General features: G+C 66.0%; 16 protein-coding genes. 14 read left to right on the plus strand and 2 right to left on the minus strand.

What is annotated here, in order from left to right; translation table 11 throughout:
• Positions 1-30: 30 nt before the first annotated feature.
• Entirely contained in the window at positions 31-510 is a 480-nt protein-coding gene (locus tag RB2654_RS17010; protein ID WP_008334146.1) for a copper chaperone PCu(A)C, read from the plus strand.
• On the opposite strand, the gene RB2654_RS17015 is transcribed toward RB2654_RS17010, so the two are convergent.
• Complete coding sequence (locus tag RB2654_RS17015; RefSeq protein ID WP_008334149.1) at positions 507-1,193, minus strand: NAD-dependent deacylase; 687 nt, start codon at positions 1,191-1,193, stop codon at positions 507-509. The genes RB2654_RS17010 and RB2654_RS17015 overlap by 4 nt on opposite strands.
• A gap of 73 nt (positions 1,194-1,266) precedes the next feature.
• Here RB2654_RS17015 and RB2654_RS17020 point away from each other — a divergent pair, with 73 nt between their 5' ends.
• The 10 genes from RB2654_RS17020 (at position 1,267) to RB2654_RS17065 (ending at position 12,991) form a co-directional block, all read left to right on the plus strand.
• Complete coding sequence (locus RB2654_RS17020) at positions 1,267-1,692, plus strand: hypothetical protein (RefSeq protein WP_008334150.1); 426 nt, start codon at positions 1,267-1,269, stop codon at positions 1,690-1,692.
• A gap of 77 nt (positions 1,693-1,769) precedes the next feature.
• Positions 1,770-2,564, plus strand: coding sequence for a 3-oxoadipate enol-lactonase (gene pcaD / locus RB2654_RS17025; RefSeq protein ID WP_008334151.1), 795 nt, complete (start codon positions 1,770-1,772; stop codon positions 2,562-2,564).
• Positions 2,564-3,277 (plus strand): alpha/beta fold hydrolase, encoded by a 714-nt coding sequence (locus RB2654_RS17030; RefSeq protein WP_008334152.1) that lies wholly within the window; start codon positions 2,564-2,566, stop codon positions 3,275-3,277. The genes pcaD and RB2654_RS17030 overlap by 1 nt, the downstream gene beginning before the upstream one ends.
• A gap of 78 nt (positions 3,278-3,355) precedes the next feature.
• Entirely contained in the window at positions 3,356-4,447 is a 1,092-nt protein-coding gene (locus tag RB2654_RS17035) for a Zn-dependent alcohol dehydrogenase (RefSeq protein ID WP_008334153.1), read from the plus strand.
• Between the two features lie 322 nt (positions 4,448-4,769).
• Complete coding sequence (locus RB2654_RS22555) at positions 4,770-5,486, plus strand: Crp/Fnr family transcriptional regulator (protein WP_008334154.1); 717 nt, start codon at positions 4,770-4,772, stop codon at positions 5,484-5,486.
• On the plus strand, positions 5,476-7,653 hold the full coding sequence (locus RB2654_RS17045; RefSeq protein WP_083783419.1) for a cyclic nucleotide-binding domain-containing protein: 2,178 nt from the start codon (positions 5,476-5,478) through the stop codon (positions 7,651-7,653). Before RB2654_RS22555 ends, RB2654_RS17045 begins: the two co-directional genes overlap by 11 nt.
• Positions 7,650-8,030 (plus strand): DUF3307 domain-containing protein, encoded by a 381-nt coding sequence (locus RB2654_RS17050; RefSeq protein ID WP_008334156.1) that lies wholly within the window; start codon positions 7,650-7,652, stop codon positions 8,028-8,030. Before RB2654_RS17045 ends, RB2654_RS17050 begins: the two co-directional genes overlap by 4 nt.
• Positions 8,031-8,166: 136 nt before the next feature.
• Entirely contained in the window at positions 8,167-9,549 is a 1,383-nt protein-coding gene (locus RB2654_RS17055) for a TolC family protein (RefSeq protein ID WP_008334158.1), read from the plus strand.
• The gene (locus RB2654_RS17060) at positions 9,546-11,684 is read left to right on the plus strand and encodes a type I secretion system permease/ATPase (RefSeq protein ID WP_008334159.1); all 2,139 of its coding nucleotides are present in this window, start codon (positions 9,546-9,548) and stop codon (positions 11,682-11,684) included. Before RB2654_RS17055 ends, RB2654_RS17060 begins: the two co-directional genes overlap by 4 nt.
• Positions 11,684-12,991: an HlyD family type I secretion periplasmic adaptor subunit gene (locus RB2654_RS17065; RefSeq protein WP_008334160.1), complete on the plus strand. Its 1,308-nt coding sequence runs from the start codon at positions 11,684-11,686 to the stop codon at positions 12,989-12,991. The genes RB2654_RS17060 and RB2654_RS17065 overlap by 1 nt, the downstream gene beginning before the upstream one ends.
• 12 nt (positions 12,992-13,003) lie before the next feature.
• Here RB2654_RS17065 and RB2654_RS17070 read toward each other — a convergent pair whose 3' ends face one another.
• On the minus strand, positions 13,004-15,235 hold the full coding sequence (locus RB2654_RS17070) for a CHASE2 domain-containing protein (RefSeq protein WP_008334161.1): 2,232 nt from the start codon (positions 15,233-15,235) through the stop codon (positions 13,004-13,006).
• A gap of 198 nt (positions 15,236-15,433) precedes the next feature.
• Here RB2654_RS17070 and RB2654_RS22560 point away from each other — a divergent pair, with 198 nt between their 5' ends.
• From RB2654_RS22560 to RB2654_RS17085, 3 genes are all read left to right on the plus strand, one after another.
• Complete coding sequence (locus tag RB2654_RS22560) at positions 15,434-19,972, plus strand: Ig-like domain-containing protein (RefSeq protein ID WP_008334162.1); 4,539 nt, start codon at positions 15,434-15,436, stop codon at positions 19,970-19,972.
• Between the two features lie 78 nt (positions 19,973-20,050).
• A complete protein-coding gene (locus RB2654_RS17080) occupies positions 20,051-21,016 on the plus strand; it encodes an MDR family oxidoreductase (RefSeq protein ID WP_008334163.1) in 966 nt (321 codons plus the stop codon).
• A 4-nt stretch (positions 21,017-21,020) separates the two neighbouring features.
• The gene (locus tag RB2654_RS17085) at positions 21,021-21,362 is read left to right on the plus strand and encodes an ArsR/SmtB family transcription factor (protein WP_008334164.1); all 342 of its coding nucleotides are present in this window, start codon (positions 21,021-21,023) and stop codon (positions 21,360-21,362) included.
• Positions 21,363-21,436 lie beyond the last annotated feature (74 nt).

A 21,436-nucleotide genomic window follows, 5' to 3' on the forward strand; every position in this document is an offset into this window, starting at 1 on the left:
AAACCTCAGACACCCTTTCAGGAGACAGCAATGAAACGCATCCTTATTGGCGCGCTGACCGCCGCCACCTTCGCTCTGCCCGCCATGGCCGGCAGCGAGATCACCATCACCGACGCCTATGCCCGTGCCGCCGGCGCCTCTGCCATGGCGGGGGCCGCGTTCTTCGTCATCGAGAACACCGGCGACGTGGACGACCGCCTGATCGGCGCGCGTTCGGACATCGCCGCCAAGGTCGAGCTTCACACGCATATCGAGGGTGAGGGCGGGGTCATGCAGATGCGGCAGGTGGAAGACGGTTTCCCGGTCGCGGCCGGGTCCAGCCACGTGCTTCAGCGCGGCAGCGACCACGTCATGTTCATGGGGCTGAAAGCACCGATGGAACAGGACGCCACCGTCACGGTCACCCTCGTGTTCGAGAAAGCCGGAGAGATCGAGGTGGACATTCCCGTCGATCTCGAGCGGCAGCCGAACATGGGCGGCATGAACCACGGGTCCATGGGGTCGAACTAGCGCCCCAGCACCTCGTCCACCCACAGGGGCACCACCTGCGATGCCGGGCCATAGCGCCCGGCGTCGAACAGGCCGCGCGCGTCCGTGGGTTCGAGATTGAGTTCGAGCGTCTCGGCGCCGTTCTGTTTCGCCTCGGTGACGAACCCCGCCGCCGGATAGACGTTGCCCGATGTGCCGATGGCGACGAACAGGTCCACCTCTGCCATCGCGTCGTAGATCCGTTCCATGTGGTAGGGCATCTCACCGAACCAGACCACGTCGGGCCGCGTCGCCTTGGTCCCGCAGGCGGGGCAGGGATCGTCGACCGACATCTCGTCCGGCGCGTCCCACCGATGGTCGCAGGCCGCACACAGGGCGCGCGCCAATTCGCCGTGCATGTGGATCACCCCGGTCGCGCCGCCGCGCTCATGCAGGTCGTCGACGTTCTGGGTGACGAGGATGACGTCTTCGCGCGCCGAGACGAGCTGGCCGAGCGCGACATGCGCCGCATTCGGCGTGGCCCCCCGGCAGTTGGCGCGGCGCGCGTTGTAGAACGTCTGGACGTGTTTCGGATTGCGCGCGAACCCTTCGGGCGTCGCGACTTCGTTCAGGTCGTATTTCGTCCAGAGCCCGTCCTTGTCGCGAAACGTGCCAAGACCGCTTTCCGCCGAAATGCCTGCGCCTGTGAGGATGAGGATCGTCATGGGGCGAGACTAGGCCGCTTGACCGGGCGCAGTCCACCAGCAAGGATCGTGACAAAACGGGGAGGGATATCCGATGAAAGCACCGTGGCATTTGTGGGTCGTGGGCGTGCTGTCGCTTTTGTGGAACGCGGGCGGCGCCTATGACTGGGTGATGGCCCATTTCGCGGCGGACAGCTACATGGGCATGATGACCGAGGAACAGCGCGCTTGGTATTCCGACTTCCCGCTCTGGGCCGAGATCTTCTGGGCGCTGGGCGTCTGGGGCGCTGTGATCGGGTCGATCCTCTTGCTTCTGCGGTCAGGCTTCGCGCAACTGGCCTTCGTCCTGTCGCTGATCGGGCTGTTGGGCAATACGCTCCACTCGCTCACCAGCATGGGCAACGCGCTGGTCGACATGATGGGGCCGGGGTCCATGGCATTCACGGCTGCGATCATTATCGTGGCGCTTCTGTTGTGGTTCTACGCCCGCGCGATGGCGCGAAAGCGCGTGCTCCGCTAGTCCCTTGTCCCGGCCCCGACGGGGCGTGACCTTTCAATTTCCGTGCCGGGCCGCGACGTTCGGAGCGAGGAGGATTCATGCAGATCGCAAGGCTCGCGGATATCCGTGTCCACTATGACGACAGGGGGCCCAAGGACGGCCCGACCGTGTTGTTCGCCAATTCGCTGGGCACGGATTTCCGGCTTTGGGATCGGGTGGTCGCGCGGCTGCCGGACCATCTGCGCCTGATCCGATACGACAAGCGGGGTCACGGGCTGACGACGGCGCCGGACGGTCCCTATTTCATGGGTGACCTCGTCCAGGATGCCGCGCGACTGCTCGACCATCTGAAGGTGCGCGACGTGGTGGTCGTGGGCCTGTCCATCGGCGGTTTCATCGCGCAGGGGCTGGCGGCCGAACGGCTCGACCTGATCCGCGCGATGGTGCTGTCGAACACGGCCGCCAAGATCGGCACCACGGCAATGTGGGAAGAGCGGGTGGCGACGGTCCGTCGAGACGGGGTCGAGGCGCTGGCGGACGCGACGATGGAGCGGTGGTTCGGCCGGAAGTTCCGCGACAGCGACCCGGATACGGTCGAGGCTTTCCGCAACATGATGGTGCGCCAGCCGGTGGAAGGTTACGCGGGCTGCGCCGCCGCCATCGGCGAAAGCGATCTTTACGAGTCCACCGCGCGGCTCAAACTGCCGACACTCGGGATCGCCGGGTCCGAGGACGGGTCGACGCCGCCCGATCTGGTGCGCGAGACGACCGAACTGGTCGCAGGGTCCAAGTTCCACCTCATCCGCGGGTCCGGGCATCTGCCCTGCGTCGACAACCCGGACGAATACGCCCGGGTGCTCACCACATTCCTCACCGAGATAGGACATATCTGATGGCGCATTTTCTGCTTGTTCATGGCTCGAACCACGGGGCTTGGTGCTGGCGCGACGTGGTGCCGGAACTCGAGGCGCGTGGGCACACGGCCACCGCGCTCGACCTGCCGTCGCATGGTGCTGACAAAACCCCCATCGCTGAGGTCACGCTGGATGCGTATGCCGACAAGATCCTCGCCGCGCTCGACGGTCCGACCATCCTCGTCGGCCATTCGGCGGGCGGCTACGCGATCACGCAGGCCGCCGAACGCGATCCGACCAACGTGGCGGGCCTCGTCTTTCTGACCGCCTATGTGCCGCAGCCGGGCAAGAGCCTTGTCGATATGCTGGGCGAGGCGCCCGAGCAGCCGATGAAAGGCGCGTTCGACATGGCGCCCGACAAGAAGAGCTTTCGGTTCAAGCCGGAATTCCTGACCCGCGCGCTCTACGGCGACTGTCCCGAGGGCACTTATGACTACGCGATGGCGCATATCGGCTGGCAGCCGCTTTCGACCCAGACCGTGCCCGCCACTCTGACCGGGGCCTCTGATACCGTGCCGCGGCGCTATATCTTCTGCACCGAGGATCGCGCCATACCGCTCGCCCATCAGAAACAGATGGCGGCCGGGTTCAGCGCGGACGAGACCTTCGACCTCGCCACCGGGCATTCCCCGTTCTTTTCGGCCCCCGGACCGTTGGCCGACATCCTCGACCGGATCGCGAACGCCACGTAAGTCAGTTCGCACTTGCCTTGCCGGGCGAACCGGATCAAAAGCATTTGCGAAACGGCGTTTCATTTTCGGGAGGGCATCATGGACACCATCAAGGCCGCGGTCTGCCACGAGCACGGCAAGCCGCTCGTGATCGAGGAGATCACCATCCGTCCCCCCGAAGCCGACGAGATCGAGGTCGAGGTTCACGCGGTCGCGATCTGCCAGTCCGACATTTCCTTTGCCGAAGGCGGGTTCGGCGGTCCGGTTCCAGCCGTCTACGGGCACGAAGCATCGGGGAAGGTCACACGGGTCGGGGCGAACGTGCGCGGTTTGGCCGAGGGCGACACGGTCGTCGTCACGCTCATCCGCGCCTGCGGCCATTGCCCATCGTGCCAGACCGCGCGACCTGTGACCTGCGAAACGCCGTATAACTCGTTGACCGAAGGGCCGCTCAAGACGGCTTCGGGCGATCCGATCTATCAGGGGCTGGAAACCGGGGCGTTCGCGGAAAAGGTCGTCGTTCTGGCTTCGCAGGCCGCCAAGATCCCCGACAGCGTGCCGATGGACAGCGCAGCCCTTCTGGCCTGCGGGGTCATCACCGGGCTGGGGTCGGTGGTCAACGTGGCCAAGGTGCGTCCCGGACAGAACGTGGTGGTGATCGGCGCGGGCGGCGTGGGCCTCAACGCCATTCAGGGCGCCCGGATCGCAGGGGCGGCGCGGATCATCGCGGTCGACATGACCGAAGACAAGCTCGCCATGGCCAAGGAGTTCGGCGCGACACATGGCGTTCTCGGCACCGAGGAAAAGCCGTGGTCTGCGGTCAAAAAATTGACGGGCGGACGTGGGGCGGACGCGGTCTTCGTCACCGTGGGTGTCGCGCCGGTCTATGATGTTGCGCCCCGCTACCTCGCCCCGGGCGGCGAGGTCATCATGGTCGGGCTGCCGCACGCGACCGAGAAGGCGAAGTATTCGCCGCTCGGCATGGGCAACGCCAGCCAGGGCATTCAGGGCACGATGATGGGCGACACCGTGATCCGCCGCGACATCCCGTGGATGGTCGATCTGTATGAGCAGGGGCGGCTGAAACTGGACGAGTTGATCTCGAACCGCTTTTCGCTCGACCAGATCAACGAGGCGATCGCGAGCACCAAGTCGGGCAGCGCCAAGCGCAATGTGATCGTGCTGAAGTAAGGTCTGTTCCGGCGCGGCTCGTCCGTCAGGGTGAAGAGGCGCGAAGCGAGATTGTGCGCTGTTCCCGACCTTTCCCGGGGCGGCCTCGTCATACGACGGCGCATCCCTCTGGGAGCGAAAAACACGATGAACGCCTGCGGGACGCACCGCCCGCAAACCGCGCAGATGCAGCCGCGATTAGCGTCGCGCACATAGTAGGGGTGCGGGCGAAATCGACTTCCAGGGCCAGACGAATCTTGCCGACCGGGAAAGGCACGATAAAACAGGGGGATGAGACAAATAGACTTTGGTTCGCCCGAAAATCACGTTAGGCACGTTTGCGATGATCGCGTTTGACACACTCACCCCTTTGGCGCTTGCAGGATTTCTGGGTGTCGTGCTCTACGTCGGCGCCTATGCCATGCTCGCCTTCGGGGCCATTCGCGGAAATGGCTACGTCTATCCGGCTTTGAATCTGGTCGCGAGCCTTCTGGTCCTCGCCGGTCTCGCGGACGCCTTCAACTGGCCGGCGGCGGCGCTTCAGATCGGCTGGGCGGCGATTTCGGTCTTCGGCATCGTGCGTATCTACCTTCAGAACTCCCGGCTCAACTTTTCCGAAGAAGAGCAGACGCTCATCGCCTACGGGCTGCCCCGGATGTCGAAGCCGACCGCGCGCAATCTGCTCAATCGGGGTGTCTGGGTGAATGCCGAGCCGGGCACGATCCTGACGGCCGAGGGCGAATGTGTGACGCATCTGCACTTCATGCTGCACGGGTCGGCAGCGGTGAAATCGGGCGGGGCCGAGATTGCCGAGATCAAGCGCGGTTTCGTGGGCGAGATGAACGTGATGGAAGCGGCGCCCGCCTCGGCCACGGTCACGGTCGCCGAGCCGTCGCGCATCTTCACCGTCTCCGGCACCACGCTGCGGTCTCTGGCCGAAAGCGATGCGGATTTCGCGTCGAGCCTGTCCGTTCATCTGGCACGCTCGACCAAGGAAAAGCTGATCGAAGCGAACCGCAAGCTGTCTGCGCCGGCCAGAACCCCGGACCATGTCGACTGACGTTCAAGGCAGGGTGCCGCTACCAAGACGCGCACTCGCCGGTGTCGTCATGGGTTTCGACAATCTGGGCCGTTGCGTCGCGCTGGCGAGCCTCGTGTTCACCGGCAGTCTGGTGGCTGGTGCGCCGCTTTCCATCGTCCTGTTTCTTCTGAGCGGGATCGTCGGGACCGGAACGCTCCTGCTCAACCGTTACTTCGTCGGGCCCGCGTTCTCGAACGTGCAGAACACCACCGTCGCGATCCTGCTGCCCGCGGTCGTGATGGTCGGCGCGTTCGACATGCCAGACGAGGCGCGGATCGTCACGGTGTTCGCCCTTCTCGGGGTGACCGCCGTTCTCGCCGGGATCGCCATGCTCGTGATCGCGACGATGGGGTGGAGCCGGTATGTCCAGCTGATCCCGTTCCCGGTTTCGTCCGGCTATCTGGCCGCGACCGGGGCGCTTCTGATCGTGTCGGCGCTGCGCATGGTCTGCCCCCCCGACCTTTGCATGTCGGGCGTGACCGGGCCGATCTCGCCCGCCGAGGCATGGCTCGTCGCGCTCACGCTCGTGACCGCCGCGATCTTCTTCCTCGCGATCCGTATATGGCCGAACTACGGGCTGGTGGGGGCGCTGTTCACTGTGCTCGCGGGGTTCTACATCGCGTTGAGCGTGCTGGGCATCGGCATCGGCGAGGCGCGGGGCGTCGGGCTGCTGCCCGCCATCGACCCGTCCCGCGTGCCGCTCGACCTGCACGCCGACATGATCCGCGCTGTGCGCTTCGACCTCATTCTCGACGCCGCGCCCGTCATCGTCGCCGCCGTCATCGTCAGCCTGTTTTCCGCGATGCTCAACATCACCGGGGTCGAACTGGTCCTGCGTCGCGACATGAACACCGTGCGCGAGCTCAAACGCGAGGGTGCGATCAACATCGCAACGGGCCTGCTTGGAAGCACGGTGAATTTCCTCAGTTCGTCAAACACCACCGCCGCGCTTCTTCTGGGCGGGCAGGGGCGCGTGACGGGTGCCGTCACCATTGCGGTCCTCGCCCTCGGCATGGTGTTCGCGCGTCCGATCCTCGCTTTCGTGCCGCCCTTCCTGACCGCCGGGCTGCTGGTCTTTTTCGGCGTGTCGATCTTCAACCGTTGGTGGCTGGGCACGCGCGCCCAGCACTCGCTTGCCGAGTGGCTGCTGGCCGGGGCGATCGTCCTCGCTTCGGTCACGATCGGGATGCCCGCCGCCGTCGTTCTGGGCCTGACCGCGGCGTCGGTGATCTTCGTGATCTCCTATGCCCGTCTTCCGGTCGTGCGCGCCGTGTCCGACCTGACCGTGACGCGCTCCACCGTGGATCGCGGGCGCAAACAGGCGAAGTATCTCAAGAAACACGGCCACGCGGTCGGGGTCGTCGCCTTGCAGGGGTTCCTGTTCTTCGGCTCCATCGAACGGCTGATTTCCCGTGTCCGCGACCTGCTGGACAGTCAGGGGGATCTGACGACCGTGATCCTCGATTGCAGCCGGGTGAGCCGTATGGATGCCTCCTCCATGGCCGCGCTCGAAAAGCTGGACATCCTTGCCCAGAGCCGTGGCGTGAAGGTCGTTCTGGCGGAACTGAACGCCGACACGGTGCGCGAGGTGACGCGCAGCGGCGTGATCGGCCCCGACAGCAACCTGTCGTTCGCCAAGACCACCGATATGGCGCTCGAGGCGGCCGAGGATGCGCTGATCGCCCGGATGAAGCCCGCCGACGCGCAGGATGACGCTTTGTCGTCGCTCGTCTCGTTGCTGGGCGACGCCGGGGCGGCGGAGCGCCTGTTCGCCCAGATGGAGCGCGAGGTGGTTGCCGCAGGCACGCGGATCGTCACGCAGGGCGAGACGTCGGGCGATGTCTACCTGTTGGAAAGCGGGGCGCTTTCAGTGTCGATCCGCACCTCGGACGGCCACAGCATCCGGGTTCTGAAACAAAGGCCCGGCGCCATTGTGGGCGAGATCGCGGCCTATGCGGGCATCCCGCGCACGGCCGATGTCATTGCCGACGCGGATTCGGTCGTTTACCGTCTGAGCGAGAAAAAGGTGCGGGAGTTGCAGGACACGGCTCCGACACTGGCGGCCCATTGGCACAAGGCCATGGCGGCGGGGCTGGCGGAAAAACTCGACCGCACGAACAAGATACTGGGGCAAAGGGCATCATGACACCGGCTTTCGTTCTGCTCATCCTGCTGCTCTTGCAGTTCAAGCATCTGCTGGCGGACTATGTCTGGCAGAACGGCTGGATGATCGCGAACAAGGGCAATTACGGCCATCCCGGCGGGTTGGCGCATGCGGGCCTTCATGCGCTGTTGACCGTGATCGTGCTGGTCGTGACCGGCTTCGCGCTGTGGCCGATCCTGATCCTCGGCCTTCTGGAATTCGCGATCCACTATCACATCGACTTCGCCAAGGACCGGATCACGCGGGTGCGCAAGCCGGACCCGAAGAAGCGCGAATACTGGGTGTTTCACGGCATAGACCAGTTCTGCCATCAGGTGACGCTCGTCGGAGTCGTCGCCGCGCTCTTGTGGTTTGGCTGACACAGACGGGGCGGGCCTGACCGGGAGTCGAAAGCAGGTTTGCACCCAACGGGCAAATCCATATTCTTTCACGAGTATTTGCAAGTTTGAGATTCTGCCGCATGGAAGTCTGCCCGTGCGGCGAGGGGAGACAGGGATGATCCGCCACGCCGGACAGTGGGCCGCAGCACTCGGGCTATCGCTCGCGCTGGGCGTCCCGGTCCAAGCCGAAAGCCTGAAGTCTGCCGTTCAGGCCGCTGTGACCGAAAACCCGACGGCCCGCGTGCGCAATGCGGACGTGCAGGCGACGACTCTCGACCTGTTGGCCCGCGAACGCGATTTTCTGCCCACGGTGACCGCGACGGCCGAGGCGGGGGCCTATTACTACAACGACCCCGCGCGTCTGGCGCCCGCCAACAACAACCGGGTGACGGCCGGCGCACGCGCGAATGTCGAAGCGAAATACGTCATCTTCGACGGGTTCCGCCGGGCCAATGCGGTCTATCGCGACACGGCGCGGGTGGACGAGTCGATCTTCCGCCTGCTCGATGCGTCGGAAACGCTCGCCCTGTCGGCGGTCGAGGCCTATATCGACGTGCTGCGCCATCGCAACCTCGCCGCCGTCACGCGCCAGAACCTCGTCAAGCATCAGGACATCGGCAATCAGGTCATGGACCTCGTCGACGGGGGCCGGTTGCCTGCCTCCGAACGGTTCGAGGTCGATCAACGTATCGCCGCCGCGCGTCTGGTCGGCGTGCAGGTGCAACAGGCCCTTCGCGATGCCGAGGATCGGTACGAGGCGGTCGTGGGCCACAAGCCCGAGGGGCCGATGTCGATGCAGTGGGTGCGCAACCTGCCGCTGACGAAAGAGGCCTTTCTGCGTCAGGCCGTGGCCCAGAGCTTTCAGGTCAAGGCCGCCGAGACCGCGATCCGGCAAAGCCGCTACGACGAAGAGATCGTCCGGTCCGGCACCTTGCCGCAGGTCGCCGCGCGCACTGGGGTGAACGCGGGCCTCAATCAGAACGGCGTGCCGGGCCGCTCGGTCGATGCCTATGCCGCCGTCGGTGTGGAGTGGGAGATCTTCTCGGGCGGGCGCAAGGCGCAGCGATCCGCCGCGATCATGCGCACCGTGCAGGCGCAGGCCGCGCGGGATGCCGTGGTGCTCGACGTGCGCGAACTGGCCGCGACCACGTGGAACGCCTATTCCGCCAACATCGAACGCACGGTGCTGATCGACCGCCAGCTTTCCGCGACGCGCCGGACGGCGGATCAGTATTTCACGCAGTTTCAGGCCGGCACCCGCAGCCTGATCGAAGTGCTGGACGCCGAGGCCGCGTGGTTCAACGCCCGCTTCGAAGATGTGAGCGCCGAAGCCTCATACGCCTTCAACCAGTATCAGATGCTCGCCGTCGAAAGTCGTCTGGCCAGCCATTTCGGCGTGCGTGCGTCCAACATGGCGCTGGCGCCGGGATTTGAACGCCGCGCGGTCGAGGCCGGACCGTTCTCGGTCTTTTCGACGGACATCCCGGCGCTGAAATGAACCAGTCACCTGCGGCGACAACCGGGAACGGGTCCGACGCCGGACTCCGGACCGCCGCATGGCTTGCCGATCACCACAACCGCCCCTGGACGGACGACGCCGCCCGCGCGCGTCTGCCGGGGGGCGAAGACACGCGCCGACCCGAAGTGCTGTCGCGCGCGCTGGCGTCGGCGGGCCTACGCGCCCGTATGGTCACGCGCCGCCCGGATCGGCTGGACCCGGCGGCGTTTCCCGCGATCCTGTTCGACTTCGAGGGCACGCCCTTCGTCGTCACCGCCGCGCGCGGCAACCGGCTGACCATCGTGGAACCCGCGAAAGACGGGCTGGAGAGCGAAGTCAGCCCCCGCGAATTGCGCCACCGCGCCCGGCGCATGGCCATGCTGGTCACGACCGATGAGCAGCGCGACGACGCCGTCGGACCCCCGGACGGCCACTGGTTCTGGCGTCCGATGCGCGACAACCGCTGGGCTTGGGTGCAGATCGTGATCGCGGCGCTCGCGATCAACCTCCTGGGCCTCGCCATGCCGATCTTCGTGATGAACGTCTACGACCGCGTGATCCCGAACCTTGCCTTCGTCACGCTGACCACGCTGGCGCTGGGCGTCGGCCTTGCCGTTGCGCTCGACTTCGCGCTTCGGTCGGTGCGGGCGGCCGTGCTCGAACGGATCGGGCGTCGGCTGGACGTCGGCATCTCGGCCACGCTCTTTCGCCATGCGCTTGGTCTCAGGCCCGCCGATATGCCCGGCGGTGCATTGGGCACCGCCACCTTCCTGCGCGATTTCGAAATGGTGCGGGAGTTCTTCGGCTCCCAAAGCCTCGTCGCCGCCATCGACCTAGTGTTCATCGGCATTTTCATCGCGGTGCTCTGGCTGATCGTCGGGCCGCTCGCGCTCGTCCCGTTGATCGCGATCCCGATCATGCTGGTCCTCGCCTTCGCCGCACAGATCCCGATGGGCAGCGCCGTGGCCAAGGCGCAGGCCGCTGCGAACCGCCGCCAGAAGGTGCTGATCGAGGCGCTCGCAGGGTTGGAGACCGTCAAATCCCTGAACGCCGAACCCGTGATGCAGCGCGAATGGGATGCGGCCACCGCCGCCTCGGCCCGCGTCTCGGGACGTTCGCGGTTCTGGTCCAACTTTGCGGCCAACGGCACCATGGTCATCCAGCAAGGCGTGAGCATCGGGATCATCACCTGGGGCGTGTTCCTGATCGCGGACGGGCGCATCTCCATCGGCGCGCTGATCGCCGCCAATATCCTGTCGGGTCGGGCGCTGGCCCCCTTGGGCGCGATCGCCCAGACCGTGTTTCGCGCCCAGCACGCCCGGCGGGCGATGGCCTCGCTCTCCGACCTGATGGCGGTGAAACCGGAGCGCCGCGACACGATCACCAGTCCGCTGGTCGTCGGCACGGGCCGGGTCGAGACGAAGGGCCTGACCTTCACCTATCCCGGCAGCACCGTGGCCGCCGTCAACGACGTGACGCTCGACATCGAGCCGGGGGAAATCGTCGCGCTCGTCGGGCGGGTGGGATCGGGGAAATCCACGCTCGGCAAGCTGATGAGCGGGCTTCTGGCGGCTCAGCAGGGCACGATCCTGATCGACGGTCAGAACATCGCGCAATACGACCCGGCAGAACTGCGCCGCGGTGTCGGTTACCTCCCGCAGGAGCCGGAGTTGTTCACGGGAACGCTGGCCGAAAACCTCACCATCGGCGCGCCGCGCGCCACGTCGGACGAGATCGCGCGTGCCCTGTCGCTGTCCGGCATGGACGGCTTTGTCGCGACACTCCCCAACGGCCTGAACACCTTTATCGGTGAGCGGGGCGGCAACCTGTCGGGGGGGCAGCTTCAGGGCCTGTCGCTTGCGCGCCTTATCCTGCGCCGCCCGCGCATCCTTTTCCTCGACGAGCCGACGAACGCGATGGACCGGGACATGGAAACGCAGGTGACCGAGCGTCTGTCGGGCCTGCGCGAAGATGGCGCCGCGCTGATCCTGTGCACGCACCGCCCCGGCCTCGCTGCGCTCGCAGGCCGCATGATCGTCATGGACAAGGGCCGCAAGGTGCTTGACGGGTCCAGCCAGCAGGTGCTCGGCACGCTCAAACAGGCCGCGCTGACCCGGCAGGGGGAGGCAACCTGATGTTCGGTCCGACCATCGACGAGGACTTCGTGAATGCCGCCGGAGCGGGGCCACAGGGCGAGGGGCGGCGCGGGGCGCTTTTGCTGACGGTTCTGGTCGCGGGGATCGCCGGGTTCATCTGGTGGGCCGCCGTGTTCGAGATCGAAGAGGTCACGCGCGGCGTCGGTCGCGTGGTGCCGAGCCAACAGGTGCAAGTGATCCAGAGCCTCGAGGGGGGCATCGTGCGGGAAATTCTAATCGACGAGGGCGCGACGGTCGATCGGAACGCGCCTCTCCTGCGGATCGACGACACCGCCGCCGGGGCGCAGCGCGGCGAACTTCTGGAACAGGAAGCGACGCTGATGGCGGAACTCATCCGGGTCCGCACCGAAGCCGAGGGGGGCGAGGCGCTTGCCTTTCCCGAAGCTCTCGCCGCGCGGGCGCCCGAGGCCGTCGCGGCGGAGCAGGAGGTGTTCGCCTCCCGCCGGTCGCAGCTTTCGTCGGAATTGCAGGTTCTTGAGGATCAGCTGACCCAAAGGCGCGCCGAAATCGAAGAGGCGCGCGCGATGATCGCCAAGCTGGAGGGGCAGATCGCACCCCTGGCTGAAGAGGTGCGCCTGACCCGGCAATACGTGGAAACGGGCGCGGTCACGCAGATCGAATTGTTGCGGCTGGAAACCCGGCTTGCCGAGCTCGAGGGCGACCTTGCCGTGAGCCGCGCGCGGATGCCCCGGCTCGACGCCGCTATTGCCGAGGCCGAAGCCCAGCTCGAAACGGCGCGCCGTGCCTATGTTCTGACCGCGCGCGAACGGCTGGCGCGGGTGCAGGGCGAACTGTCCGTTCTGCGCGAAACCCTGCGGGCCGCCGAAGACCGCGTGACGCGCACCACGCTGCGCGCCCCCGTGCGCGGGGTCGTGAACACGCTCAACGTCACCACCATCGGTGCGGTCGTCGGCCCCGGTGATCCGCTGGTCGAGATCGTGCCGGTCGACGACCACCTGCTGATCGAAGCGCGCATCAGTCCGCAGGACGTGGCTTTCCTTCGGCCCGGTGACCCGGCCTCGGTCAAGATCACCGCCTTCGACTACGTGGTCTACGGTTCGCTGTCGGGCACCGTCGAACGGATCGGCGCGGACACCCTGACCGACGAGGACGGCAACGCGTTCTTTCAGGTCGCCGTGCGCACCGACAGCACGGATCTTGGCGGAAACCAGATCAGCCCCGGCATGGTGGCCCAGGTGGATATCCAGACCGGGCGCAAGACGGTGCTGGATTACCTGTTGAACCCGTTCCTGCGTGTCCGGGAAGAGGCGCTGCGCGAGCGGTAACCGGCAGGGCCGCTATTTCGAGGTGGCGACAAAGACCTCGTCCCAGTCGCCGGGTGGGGGCGTGCCGCGAAACGCCGCCACGCGCCCGCGATACAATTCGATATACCCGTCTAGAGCCAGCCCCGCCGATTGCCCCGCATCGGTCAGCGCCGTCAGCGCTGCGTCGCAGGCATCCCAATCCTGCGTCGCATAGGCGACGCGCATCCGGTGGTTCGCTTTCGCCACGCGCGGCCAATCGGGATGGGACAACAGGTCAGGTCCGCCCAGTAATCCGAAGATCGTCACCGGCATGGTCTTGCCCTTGACCCGCACCATGTCGATTTCGAGCATCGCGAAATTGGGGCCCACCCCGTCGTGAACGCTTTCGGAGATGATGATCCCCAGACCATAGGTCTTGGACAGCCCTTCGAGCCGGGAGGCGAGGTTCACCGTGTCACCGAGCGCGGTGTAGTCGAAGCGCGTGTCGCTACCCATGTTGCCCACGGTGCAGGGTCCGGTCGACATGCCGATGCCCACGTCGATGAGCAGCACGTCTTCACCCTCTTCCGCGATCCGCTCGCGGTTGATTTCCTGCACCCGGTCATACATCGCCAGCGCAGCGCGACAGGCGGCATGCGGGTGGTCGGGGATGTCGAGCGGGGCGTTCCAGAACGCCATGACGGCGTCGCCCATGAATTTGTCGATGGTGCCCTTTTCGTCGAGGATCGCGTTGGACAGGGCGGTGAGGAAGCGGTTCATCAGGTGGGTCAGGCCCACCGGGTCGGTGCGGTAGCTTTCCGCGATGGTGGTGAAGCCGCGCACGTCGGAAAAGAGCAGCGTCAACTCCTTGCGCTCGCCGCCCAGCGTCAGCGCGTCGGGGTTTTCGGACAACTGGTCGACAAGATCGGGCGACACATACTGACCGAAAGCCGACCTGATCTGTCGCCGCATCCGTTCCTCGCGCAGATAATTCAGGCTGGCCATCAGGATCAGTGTCAGGACCGCGGTGATGATCGGGAAGGTCGGGTCGAGCAGCAGGCGCCGCGCGTCGAAGGCGTACCATGACGCGCCCGCATATCCGGCCATGACGACGACGGCGAGGATCATGACGAAGCTCGCCCGGAACGCGGGCACGAGGGTCACGATCACCAGCCCGAGAAGCGCGGTGATGACCAGTTCCACCGCGATGGTGGTATTGGGTCGCTCCAGCATCGTCCCGGCGAGGATATTTTCGAGGATCTGGGCGTGGATCTCCACACCCGCCATCGAAACGCCCAGCGGGGTCGGGCGGAAGTCTTCCAGTCCGATGGCGGAGGTGCCGACGAAAACGAGGTGCCCGGCGAGCCGCCCCTGCGGCATGTGTCCGGTCAGCACATCGGCGGCCGAGACGTAGCGCGCATCGTTCGACGGTGTGAGATAGGGCCAGACCGAACCGTCCGCCGCCGTCGGCACCAACTGCCGGGCGACCACCACGCCCTCGATCCCGGCGGCATTGGTGCGCACGGCAAAGGCGTCGCCCCCGGTCGCGGCGCGCAGGAGTTCGGGCGCCAGACCGAGCCGTAGGCTGTCCTGAACCATCAGGACGAGCGGGGCGCGCCGATAGATGCCGTCGGGGTCCGGACGCGTGGAAAACACCCCATGCCCCAGCGCCGCGTCTTCTATCACCGGCAGGTTCTGCAAGAGACGGGGGTATTTCTGGAGGAACGGCGTCGGGTCGTCGCCGAGGATCGCGTGCGGCACCTCGCGGATCGGGGAGGCATCGCCACGGTCGCCGGCAAGGCGCACGCTGGTCTGGCCCGCCACGACGCGGGATCGGGCGATGGCTTCGGCGAAGAGCCGATCGTTGTCCGGCAGATCGACCAGTTCGTCGCGCAAGGCGTCCGGCATACCAGGGCGCTCGGCAAGTCGGGCGGGCGACAGGCGATCGGGTTCGGAAAAGATGACGTCGAAGGCGATGGCCGCCGCCCCATCCGCCGTGATCGCGTCGACGAGATCGGCAAGACGATCCCGTGGCCACGGCCATTGCCCCAAGGCTTCGATGCTGGCGTCGTCCAGATCCACGATGGCGACCGGCTGGCGCGTAAACTCACGCGGTTTGATCTGCTGGAACAGGTCGAAAGCCCCGAACCTGAGGGCCTGAACCGGGGACGGGTCCGCGATCCGCAGCGCCAGAAGCAGGCACACGAGGCCGAGGCCAAGGGCCCTTGACGACGTGAACCGGCGCACCCCGCTTGCGAACCGTGTCCAGATACTCCCTGCGCCCATACCGCCCCTGCCTGTTGTCCCGCCAAGCAAACGGGCGCGGGGGCCGTGGGTCAATCCTCAATCGAAACAATGCCCCGCCGATGGCGCGCGCAAGGCGCATCCGCGAAACCATTCGACACCCAAGATGCAATTTTCTTTCGAATCGGGTAAGAAAAGATGGCAATTTTGTGAAGCTACATTTCTTAGGCACGGGACATTATGCGCCAGCTCGACTTCTCGACCGGCTCCGGGGCCGCGCCATCGGCCGTTCAACACGTGACGAGTGCCGACCCGGTCGTCGTCGATGACCGCCCGATCTTTACCGCCGATTTCAGCCGCGAGGGCTATGACCTCGTCCTCGCCTCGCCCGGGCAACCCGATCTCCGGCTCGTCGATTATTTCCTGCAAGAGACGCCCCTCGATCTCGTGACCGGGAACGGCGCGGTCCTGCGCGGCGATCTGGCTGCGCGGCTCGCGGGGCCGATCATGCCCGGCCAGTATGCGCAGGTCGGAGGCGCCGCCAGCACCGATCCCATCGGTCAGGTCGAGGCGCTGGACGGCGTGGCCTTCGCTGAACGCGCCGACGGAACGCGCGTGCAACTGGACGTAGGTTCCAAGATCTACCAGAACGACGTGCTCATCACCGAGGGCGGCAAGCTGTCGGTCACCTTCGCCGACGGGACGATCTTCACCCTCGCTGCCGACAGCCGCATGGTCATCGACTCGCTCGTCTACGACGCCGAGTCACAGGACGGGAACAGCGGGGCCTTTTCGCTGATCGAGGGCGGGTTCGTCTTTATCGCGGGCGAGGTGGCCAAGACGGGCGGCATGGACGTTACCACGCCGACCGCCACCATGGGAATCCGGGGCACGACCGTGCTGGTCGAGATCACCACGCTGGACGGTATCTCGACCGTCGAAGTGTCGCTCAACACCGACCCGGATGGCGGTCAGGGCGCGTTCGAACTGCGTGATCTGGACGGCAACCTGATCGCGACCATCGACTCGACCGACACCAAGTGGATCGTGTCGCCCGTCGAAGGCGAAACGCGCGAGGTCGTGCGGACGGCGGAGGACCTGGCCGACGACCAGACGCTCCTCCTCGACGCCGCCCGCGCCTATGCGCTTGCCTTCGAGCGGGTCGATGCCGGCGGCACCTTCGTAGAACTCGTCTCGAACGCCGGGTCCGGGTCGAACGGCCCAAACATCGGCGACGACACCGGGACGCAAGGCAACCAGAGCGACCCGGACAACACGCCACCGCCGCCGCCCGGCACCTCCGGCGGCACCACGGGCGGCGCGCCCAGCCCGCCGCCGCCCACGACCCAGACGGGGGGCGACGAGGCACCGCAGAACACGGCCCCCGAGGCCCGGAACGATGCCAGATCGACGGTCGAGGACGGCCCGGTGACCGGGAACGTGCTCGCGAACGACAGCGATACGGACGACGACGACCTGTCGGTCATCATCAATACGCGGCCCAAGCACGGGACGCTCACGATCGGTCAGGACGGCAGCTACAGTTACACGCCGGAGCCGGACTTCAACGGGACCGACAGCTTCACCTACACGGTGTCGGACGGGAACGGCGGTACCGACAGCGGCACCGTGACCTTCACCGTGACCTCGGCGCAGGATGCACCCGTCGCGGCGGACGATGCGCTGACCCTCGCGGAGGACGCCGGTCCGGTGACCGTCAACGTGCTCGCCAACGACAGTGATGCCGACGGCGACACGCTGAGTGTCATCGACTGGTCCGTGCTGGACGTCGAAGGCCCGTGGACGGCGGGGGAGGATGGCGACATCAGCTTCGCTCCGCCCGCCGATTTCAACGGATCGGAAACCATCGAATACACCGTGTCGGACGGGCACGGGAACACGGATACGGCGACGCTCACCGTCACGGTCACACCCGTCGGCGACGCGCCCGTTGCCGAAGATCAGGCAAGCGAAACGGCTGAGGATACGCCGGTCCAGATCCTACCCGCGTTCGCGACGGCAGATGCCGACGGCGACCCGGTTTCGATCATCGCGTTCACCCAAGGGTCATTCGGGACGGTCGTGGACGATGGCGAAGGCGGGTTTCTCTACACCCCTGCCGAAAACGCCCACGGCACCGACAGTTTCACCTACACGGTCAGCGACGGCACAGGCGCGACAGACATCGCGACGGTCAGCGTCACGGTGACTCCCGTCAACGACAACCCCGTCGCGACGCCGGAGAGTCTGACGGTGGCAGAGGACGGCTCGGGCGTGGTCTACCCCGCCTTCGACGGGACCGACGTGGACGGCGACCCGGTGTCGATCAGCGGCTTCACGCAAGGCGCGCACGGCAGCGTGGACACGGACGAAGAGGGCGGTCTGGTCTACACTCCCGACGCGGATTTTAACGGAAGCGACAGCTTCACCTACACGGTGAGCGACGGGCAGGGCGGGACGGACACGCAGACGGTGACCGTCACGGTCACACCCGTCAACGACGACCCCATCGCTACGCCGGAGAGCCTGACGGTGGCCGAGGACGGTTCGGGCGTGGTCTATCCGGCGTTTGCCGGGACCGACGTGGATGGCGACCCGGTGTCGATCAGCGGCTTCACGCAAGGCACTCACGGCAGCGTGGACACGGACGAAGAGGGCGGACTGGTCTTCACACCCGAAGCGGATTTCAACGGCACGGACAGCTTCACCTACACGGTGAGCGACGGACAGGGCGGCACCGACACGCAGACGGTCAGCGTCACCGTGACCCCGGTGGAAGACGGACCGGAGGCCGTCGACGCCGCCGTCAGCACGGATGAGGATGTGGGCGTCACCGTCTATCCGTCGTTCGCGGGCACCGATCCGGACGGCGACGAGGTGTTCATTTCGGCCTATTCCCAAGGGGCGCACGGTTCGGTCGCACCCGATCTGGAAGGCGGCCTGACCTATACGCCGGACCCCGATTACAACGGGAACGATACCTTCACCTACACGGTCAGCGACGGGAACGGGAACACGGACACGGCTGAAGTCACCGTCACGGTGGACGCGGTGAACGATGCGCCCAAGGCGCAGGACAGCGTGCTCGAGGTCGATGTCGATACCGCCACCGCGGGCGCGGTCGTGGCGACCGATACCGAGGGCGATACGTTGACCTACACGCTGGCCGAAGCGCCGGACCACGGCACGGTCGAGCTGGATGGGGAAGGGGGCTACATCTATACGCCGGACGAGGGCTACACCGGGTTCGACCAATTCGTCATGCAGGTCTCGGACGGCAATGGGGGGAGCGACCTTGCCACCGTAACGCTGGAAGTCGCGCAGGAGAATTTTCCGGTGTCCGGCGGGCAGTCCGTCTCGCTCGCCCTGTCGGAAGAGCCGGTGGGCGATGCTCCGGCCGGGAACCTCAGGATCGGCGTGAGCGAGGTTCAGTCCAACACGATCAACCTGTCCTTCGCGCTGGATGCGTCGGGGTCGGTCGGGTCGACGGGTTGGAACCACATGCGAGCGGCGGTCGGAAACGCGCTGTCGGCTTTGTCCGATCAGTTCGCCGGGTCCGAGACGACCGTGAACGTCCAGTTCATCCGCTATGCCTCGGACGTCAGCTACAACCAGACCTTCGACCTCGTGGAAGACAAGGTCGCACTCATCGACGCGATCACGACGCTTGGCTTTACCGGAGGCGGCACGCAATGGGATGACGCGCTCGATGCGGCGAAAGGCTTTTTCGACGCATCGGAATCGGACGCGGCGAATGCTACGAACATTCTCTACTTCGTCACCGATGGGCAGCCCACCTCGAACTCGCCGTGGGAAACGTCGCTTCAGAACATCGAGAACGCGCCCTATGACGTCGACATTCAGGCTTTCGGTATAGGATCTGGATACAACACGACCCAGCTTGCGCGGGTCGACAGCGACGATGAACCGACGGCGGTTTCGGAGCCGGGCGCTCTGCTCGCCGCGATACAACAGTCCCCCCTGTTCGCCGCAAAACTCGTCGGGCTGTCGATTTCACTGGTGGCAGACGGTGTCGAACATCTCGGCATTGCCGACGAAACCAGCCCGGCCCTGACGTCCGACGGGCTGAACTTCGACCTGCCGTTGGCCGAGATCGCCGGGATCGGAGTGCTTCTGGGGGAAGAGAACCTGTTCTCCGCATTCGCGACATTCGATCTGGACGGTGACCTCGGAACCACGGACGATCAGGTGACGATCAATTCGTTCGAACGGATCGCGAAGAAGGACGCGGCGCAGACCCTCACGGGCACCGACAAGTCCGACCTCCTGCTGGGCAGCGACGAGGATGACGTGCTGTCCGGTGGCGCCGGGGACGACATCCTTATCGGTTTCGGCGGGACCGACGTGTTCGACGGCGGCGCGGGGAGGGACCTTCTGGAACTCGCGACCGGGGCCGCCTCGGACCTGATCGAGACGCTTTCGGGGTCCGACATCGAGGCCATAAGCCTGTCGAACGGGCTTGCCGATACGCTGTTCCTCGACGTGACGGACGTTATCAACCTGTCCTCGACTGCGGATACCGACCTCGAGCTTCTGTTGAACGCGGCATTGGGCGAGAGCGCCACGATCCTCGGCGAGACGGGCGATGTCATCACGCTTCTGCCCGATGGGCCCGGCGCCTGGCAGGCGGTTCAGAGCGGCGTGGCAGACGGGCAGGGCAACACGCTCGACATCTATCAGTTCGTCGAAGGCGGCGTGGTGATGGCGACGCTGGGCATCGACGACGACGTGACCGTGAACATCCCGCTGCCTGCCTGATCCACTTCGCTTGACGGCCACGCCGCGCGCGCCTAGCGTCAATTCGAAAATTTTCGAACTGACGACGGGAGGTGCATCATGCGTGCATGGGTTCAGAACGACAAGGAAACGCGCGGCGGCTGGGCCGAGATCGACGAGGTCGTGCCGGGTGATGGCGAGGCGCTGATCCGCGTCACGCATTCCGCGATCAACTACAAGGACGGGCTGGCGCTGACCGGCACCTCGCCCATTTTCCGAAGCTTTCCAATGGTGCCGGGCATCGACGTGGCTGGCGTGGTCGAGCACGATCCCTCGGGCCGCATGGCGCCGGGCACGGACGTGGTCATCACCGGACATGGCATGGGCGAAACCCGCTGGGGCGGATATGCTGAAAAGCTGGCGGTGCCCGCCGACTGGCTGATCGCGATCCCGTCGTCGATGTCGAACGAACATGCCGCCGCCATCGGGACCGCGGGCCTCACGGCCGCGCTTTGCCTCGACGCGCTCGAGGATCATGGCGTGCGCCCGGACGGCGGGCCGATGGTCATCACCGGCGCGTCGGGCGGCGTGGGCGGCTATGCCGTCGCCCTTGCCGCAACCGCCGGGTTCGACGTGAAGGCGGTTTCGGGCCGGTCCTCGGAAAAGGACTACCTGATGGGCCTCGGCGCCTCGGAAGTGGTCGACCGCGCGCCGTTCGAGGAAAAGCCACGTCCGCTGGGGAAAGAACAATGGGCCTCGGCCATCGACGTGGCGGGTGGCGAAATCCTCGCCAATGTCATTTCGGGCATGCAGTACGGCGGTGCGGTCGCGGCCTGCGGGTTGGCTCAGTCGATGAACCTGCCCACTTCGGTCGCACCCTTTATCCTGCGGGCGGTCGCGCTGCTCGGCGTCGATTCCGTCTATGCGCCGCCCGAAAAGCGCGCGCGGGCCTGGGGCCGGTTCACGCCGGAGGTGGTGAAACGCTTCGACCCGATGCTGGTGCGCGAGAAATTCGACGCGGTCGACGGCTTGGCGCAAGACCTGCTCGACCAGAAAATCCGGGGCCGGGTCGTCCTGTCGTGGTGACGCGATGACGGCCCCGGACAACCGCACGCTGGACCTCTTCGAGGCGCTTGGGCATCCCCTGCGCCTCAGGATGGTCGAGATGATGGCGGCGGTCGACGACCTCGCCTGCACGACGCTGGAAGCGGAATTGCCGATCGCGAAGTCGACGATCTCCTACCACGTCAAAATCCTCTCGCAAGCCGGGCTAATCGACGTACGGCGGGACGGACGGTGGTTCAACTACCGCTTGCGTCGGGACGTGCTCAAGGACCAGCTAACGGATTTCGCGGCCTCACTCGACCAGCCGCGCGCGGCGTCCGACGCGCGGTATTCGCCAGCCGGGGCGGCAGGTAAACGCGCCGGGTGAGGGTGAGGTCCACCCAAAAGCGGTGCCCTGCCAGTCCTGGCCGTGCAGATCGGCTGGAGCGCCGGAAACCACCG

Origin of the sequence: Maritimibacter alkaliphilus HTCC2654 (genome assembly GCF_000152805.1) — a bacterium.
In the GTDB taxonomy this organism is placed as follows: domain Bacteria; phylum Pseudomonadota; class Alphaproteobacteria; order Rhodobacterales; family Rhodobacteraceae; genus Maritimibacter; species Maritimibacter alkaliphilus.

What these genes read in the sequence shown, in the direction of transcription:
- RB2654_RS17010 (WP_008334146.1), top strand. Translation starts at nt 31, where the DNA reads ATGAAACGCATCCTTATTGGCGCGCTGACCGCCGCCACCTTCGCTCTG.
- RB2654_RS17015 (WP_008334149.1), bottom strand. Translation starts at nt 1,193, where the DNA reads ATGACGATCCTCATCCTCACAGGCGCAGGCATTTCGGCGGAAAGCGGT.
- RB2654_RS17020 (WP_008334150.1), top strand. Translation starts at nt 1,267, where the DNA reads ATGAAAGCACCGTGGCATTTGTGGGTCGTGGGCGTGCTGTCGCTTTTG.
- pcaD (WP_008334151.1), top strand. Translation starts at nt 1,770, where the DNA reads ATGCAGATCGCAAGGCTCGCGGATATCCGTGTCCACTATGACGACAGG.
- RB2654_RS17030 (WP_008334152.1), top strand. Translation starts at nt 2,564, where the DNA reads ATGGCGCATTTTCTGCTTGTTCATGGCTCGAACCACGGGGCTTGGTGC.
- RB2654_RS17035 (WP_008334153.1), top strand. Translation starts at nt 3,356, where the DNA reads ATGGACACCATCAAGGCCGCGGTCTGCCACGAGCACGGCAAGCCGCTC.
- RB2654_RS22555 (WP_008334154.1), top strand. Translation starts at nt 4,770, where the DNA reads ATGATCGCGTTTGACACACTCACCCCTTTGGCGCTTGCAGGATTTCTG.
- RB2654_RS17045 (WP_083783419.1), top strand. Translation starts at nt 5,476, where the DNA reads ATGTCGACTGACGTTCAAGGCAGGGTGCCGCTACCAAGACGCGCACTC.
- RB2654_RS17050 (WP_008334156.1), top strand. Translation starts at nt 7,650, where the DNA reads ATGACACCGGCTTTCGTTCTGCTCATCCTGCTGCTCTTGCAGTTCAAG.
- RB2654_RS17055 (WP_008334158.1), top strand. Translation starts at nt 8,167, where the DNA reads ATGATCCGCCACGCCGGACAGTGGGCCGCAGCACTCGGGCTATCGCTC.
- RB2654_RS17060 (WP_008334159.1), top strand. Translation starts at nt 9,546, where the DNA reads ATGAACCAGTCACCTGCGGCGACAACCGGGAACGGGTCCGACGCCGGA.
- RB2654_RS17065 (WP_008334160.1), top strand. Translation starts at nt 11,684, where the DNA reads ATGTTCGGTCCGACCATCGACGAGGACTTCGTGAATGCCGCCGGAGCG.
- RB2654_RS17070 (WP_008334161.1), bottom strand. Translation starts at nt 15,235, where the DNA reads ATGGGCGCAGGGAGTATCTGGACACGGTTCGCAAGCGGGGTGCGCCGG.
- RB2654_RS22560 (WP_008334162.1), top strand. Translation starts at nt 15,434, where the DNA reads ATGCGCCAGCTCGACTTCTCGACCGGCTCCGGGGCCGCGCCATCGGCC.
- RB2654_RS17080 (WP_008334163.1), top strand. Translation starts at nt 20,051, where the DNA reads ATGCGTGCATGGGTTCAGAACGACAAGGAAACGCGCGGCGGCTGGGCC.
- RB2654_RS17085 (WP_008334164.1), top strand. Translation starts at nt 21,021, where the DNA reads ATGACGGCCCCGGACAACCGCACGCTGGACCTCTTCGAGGCGCTTGGG.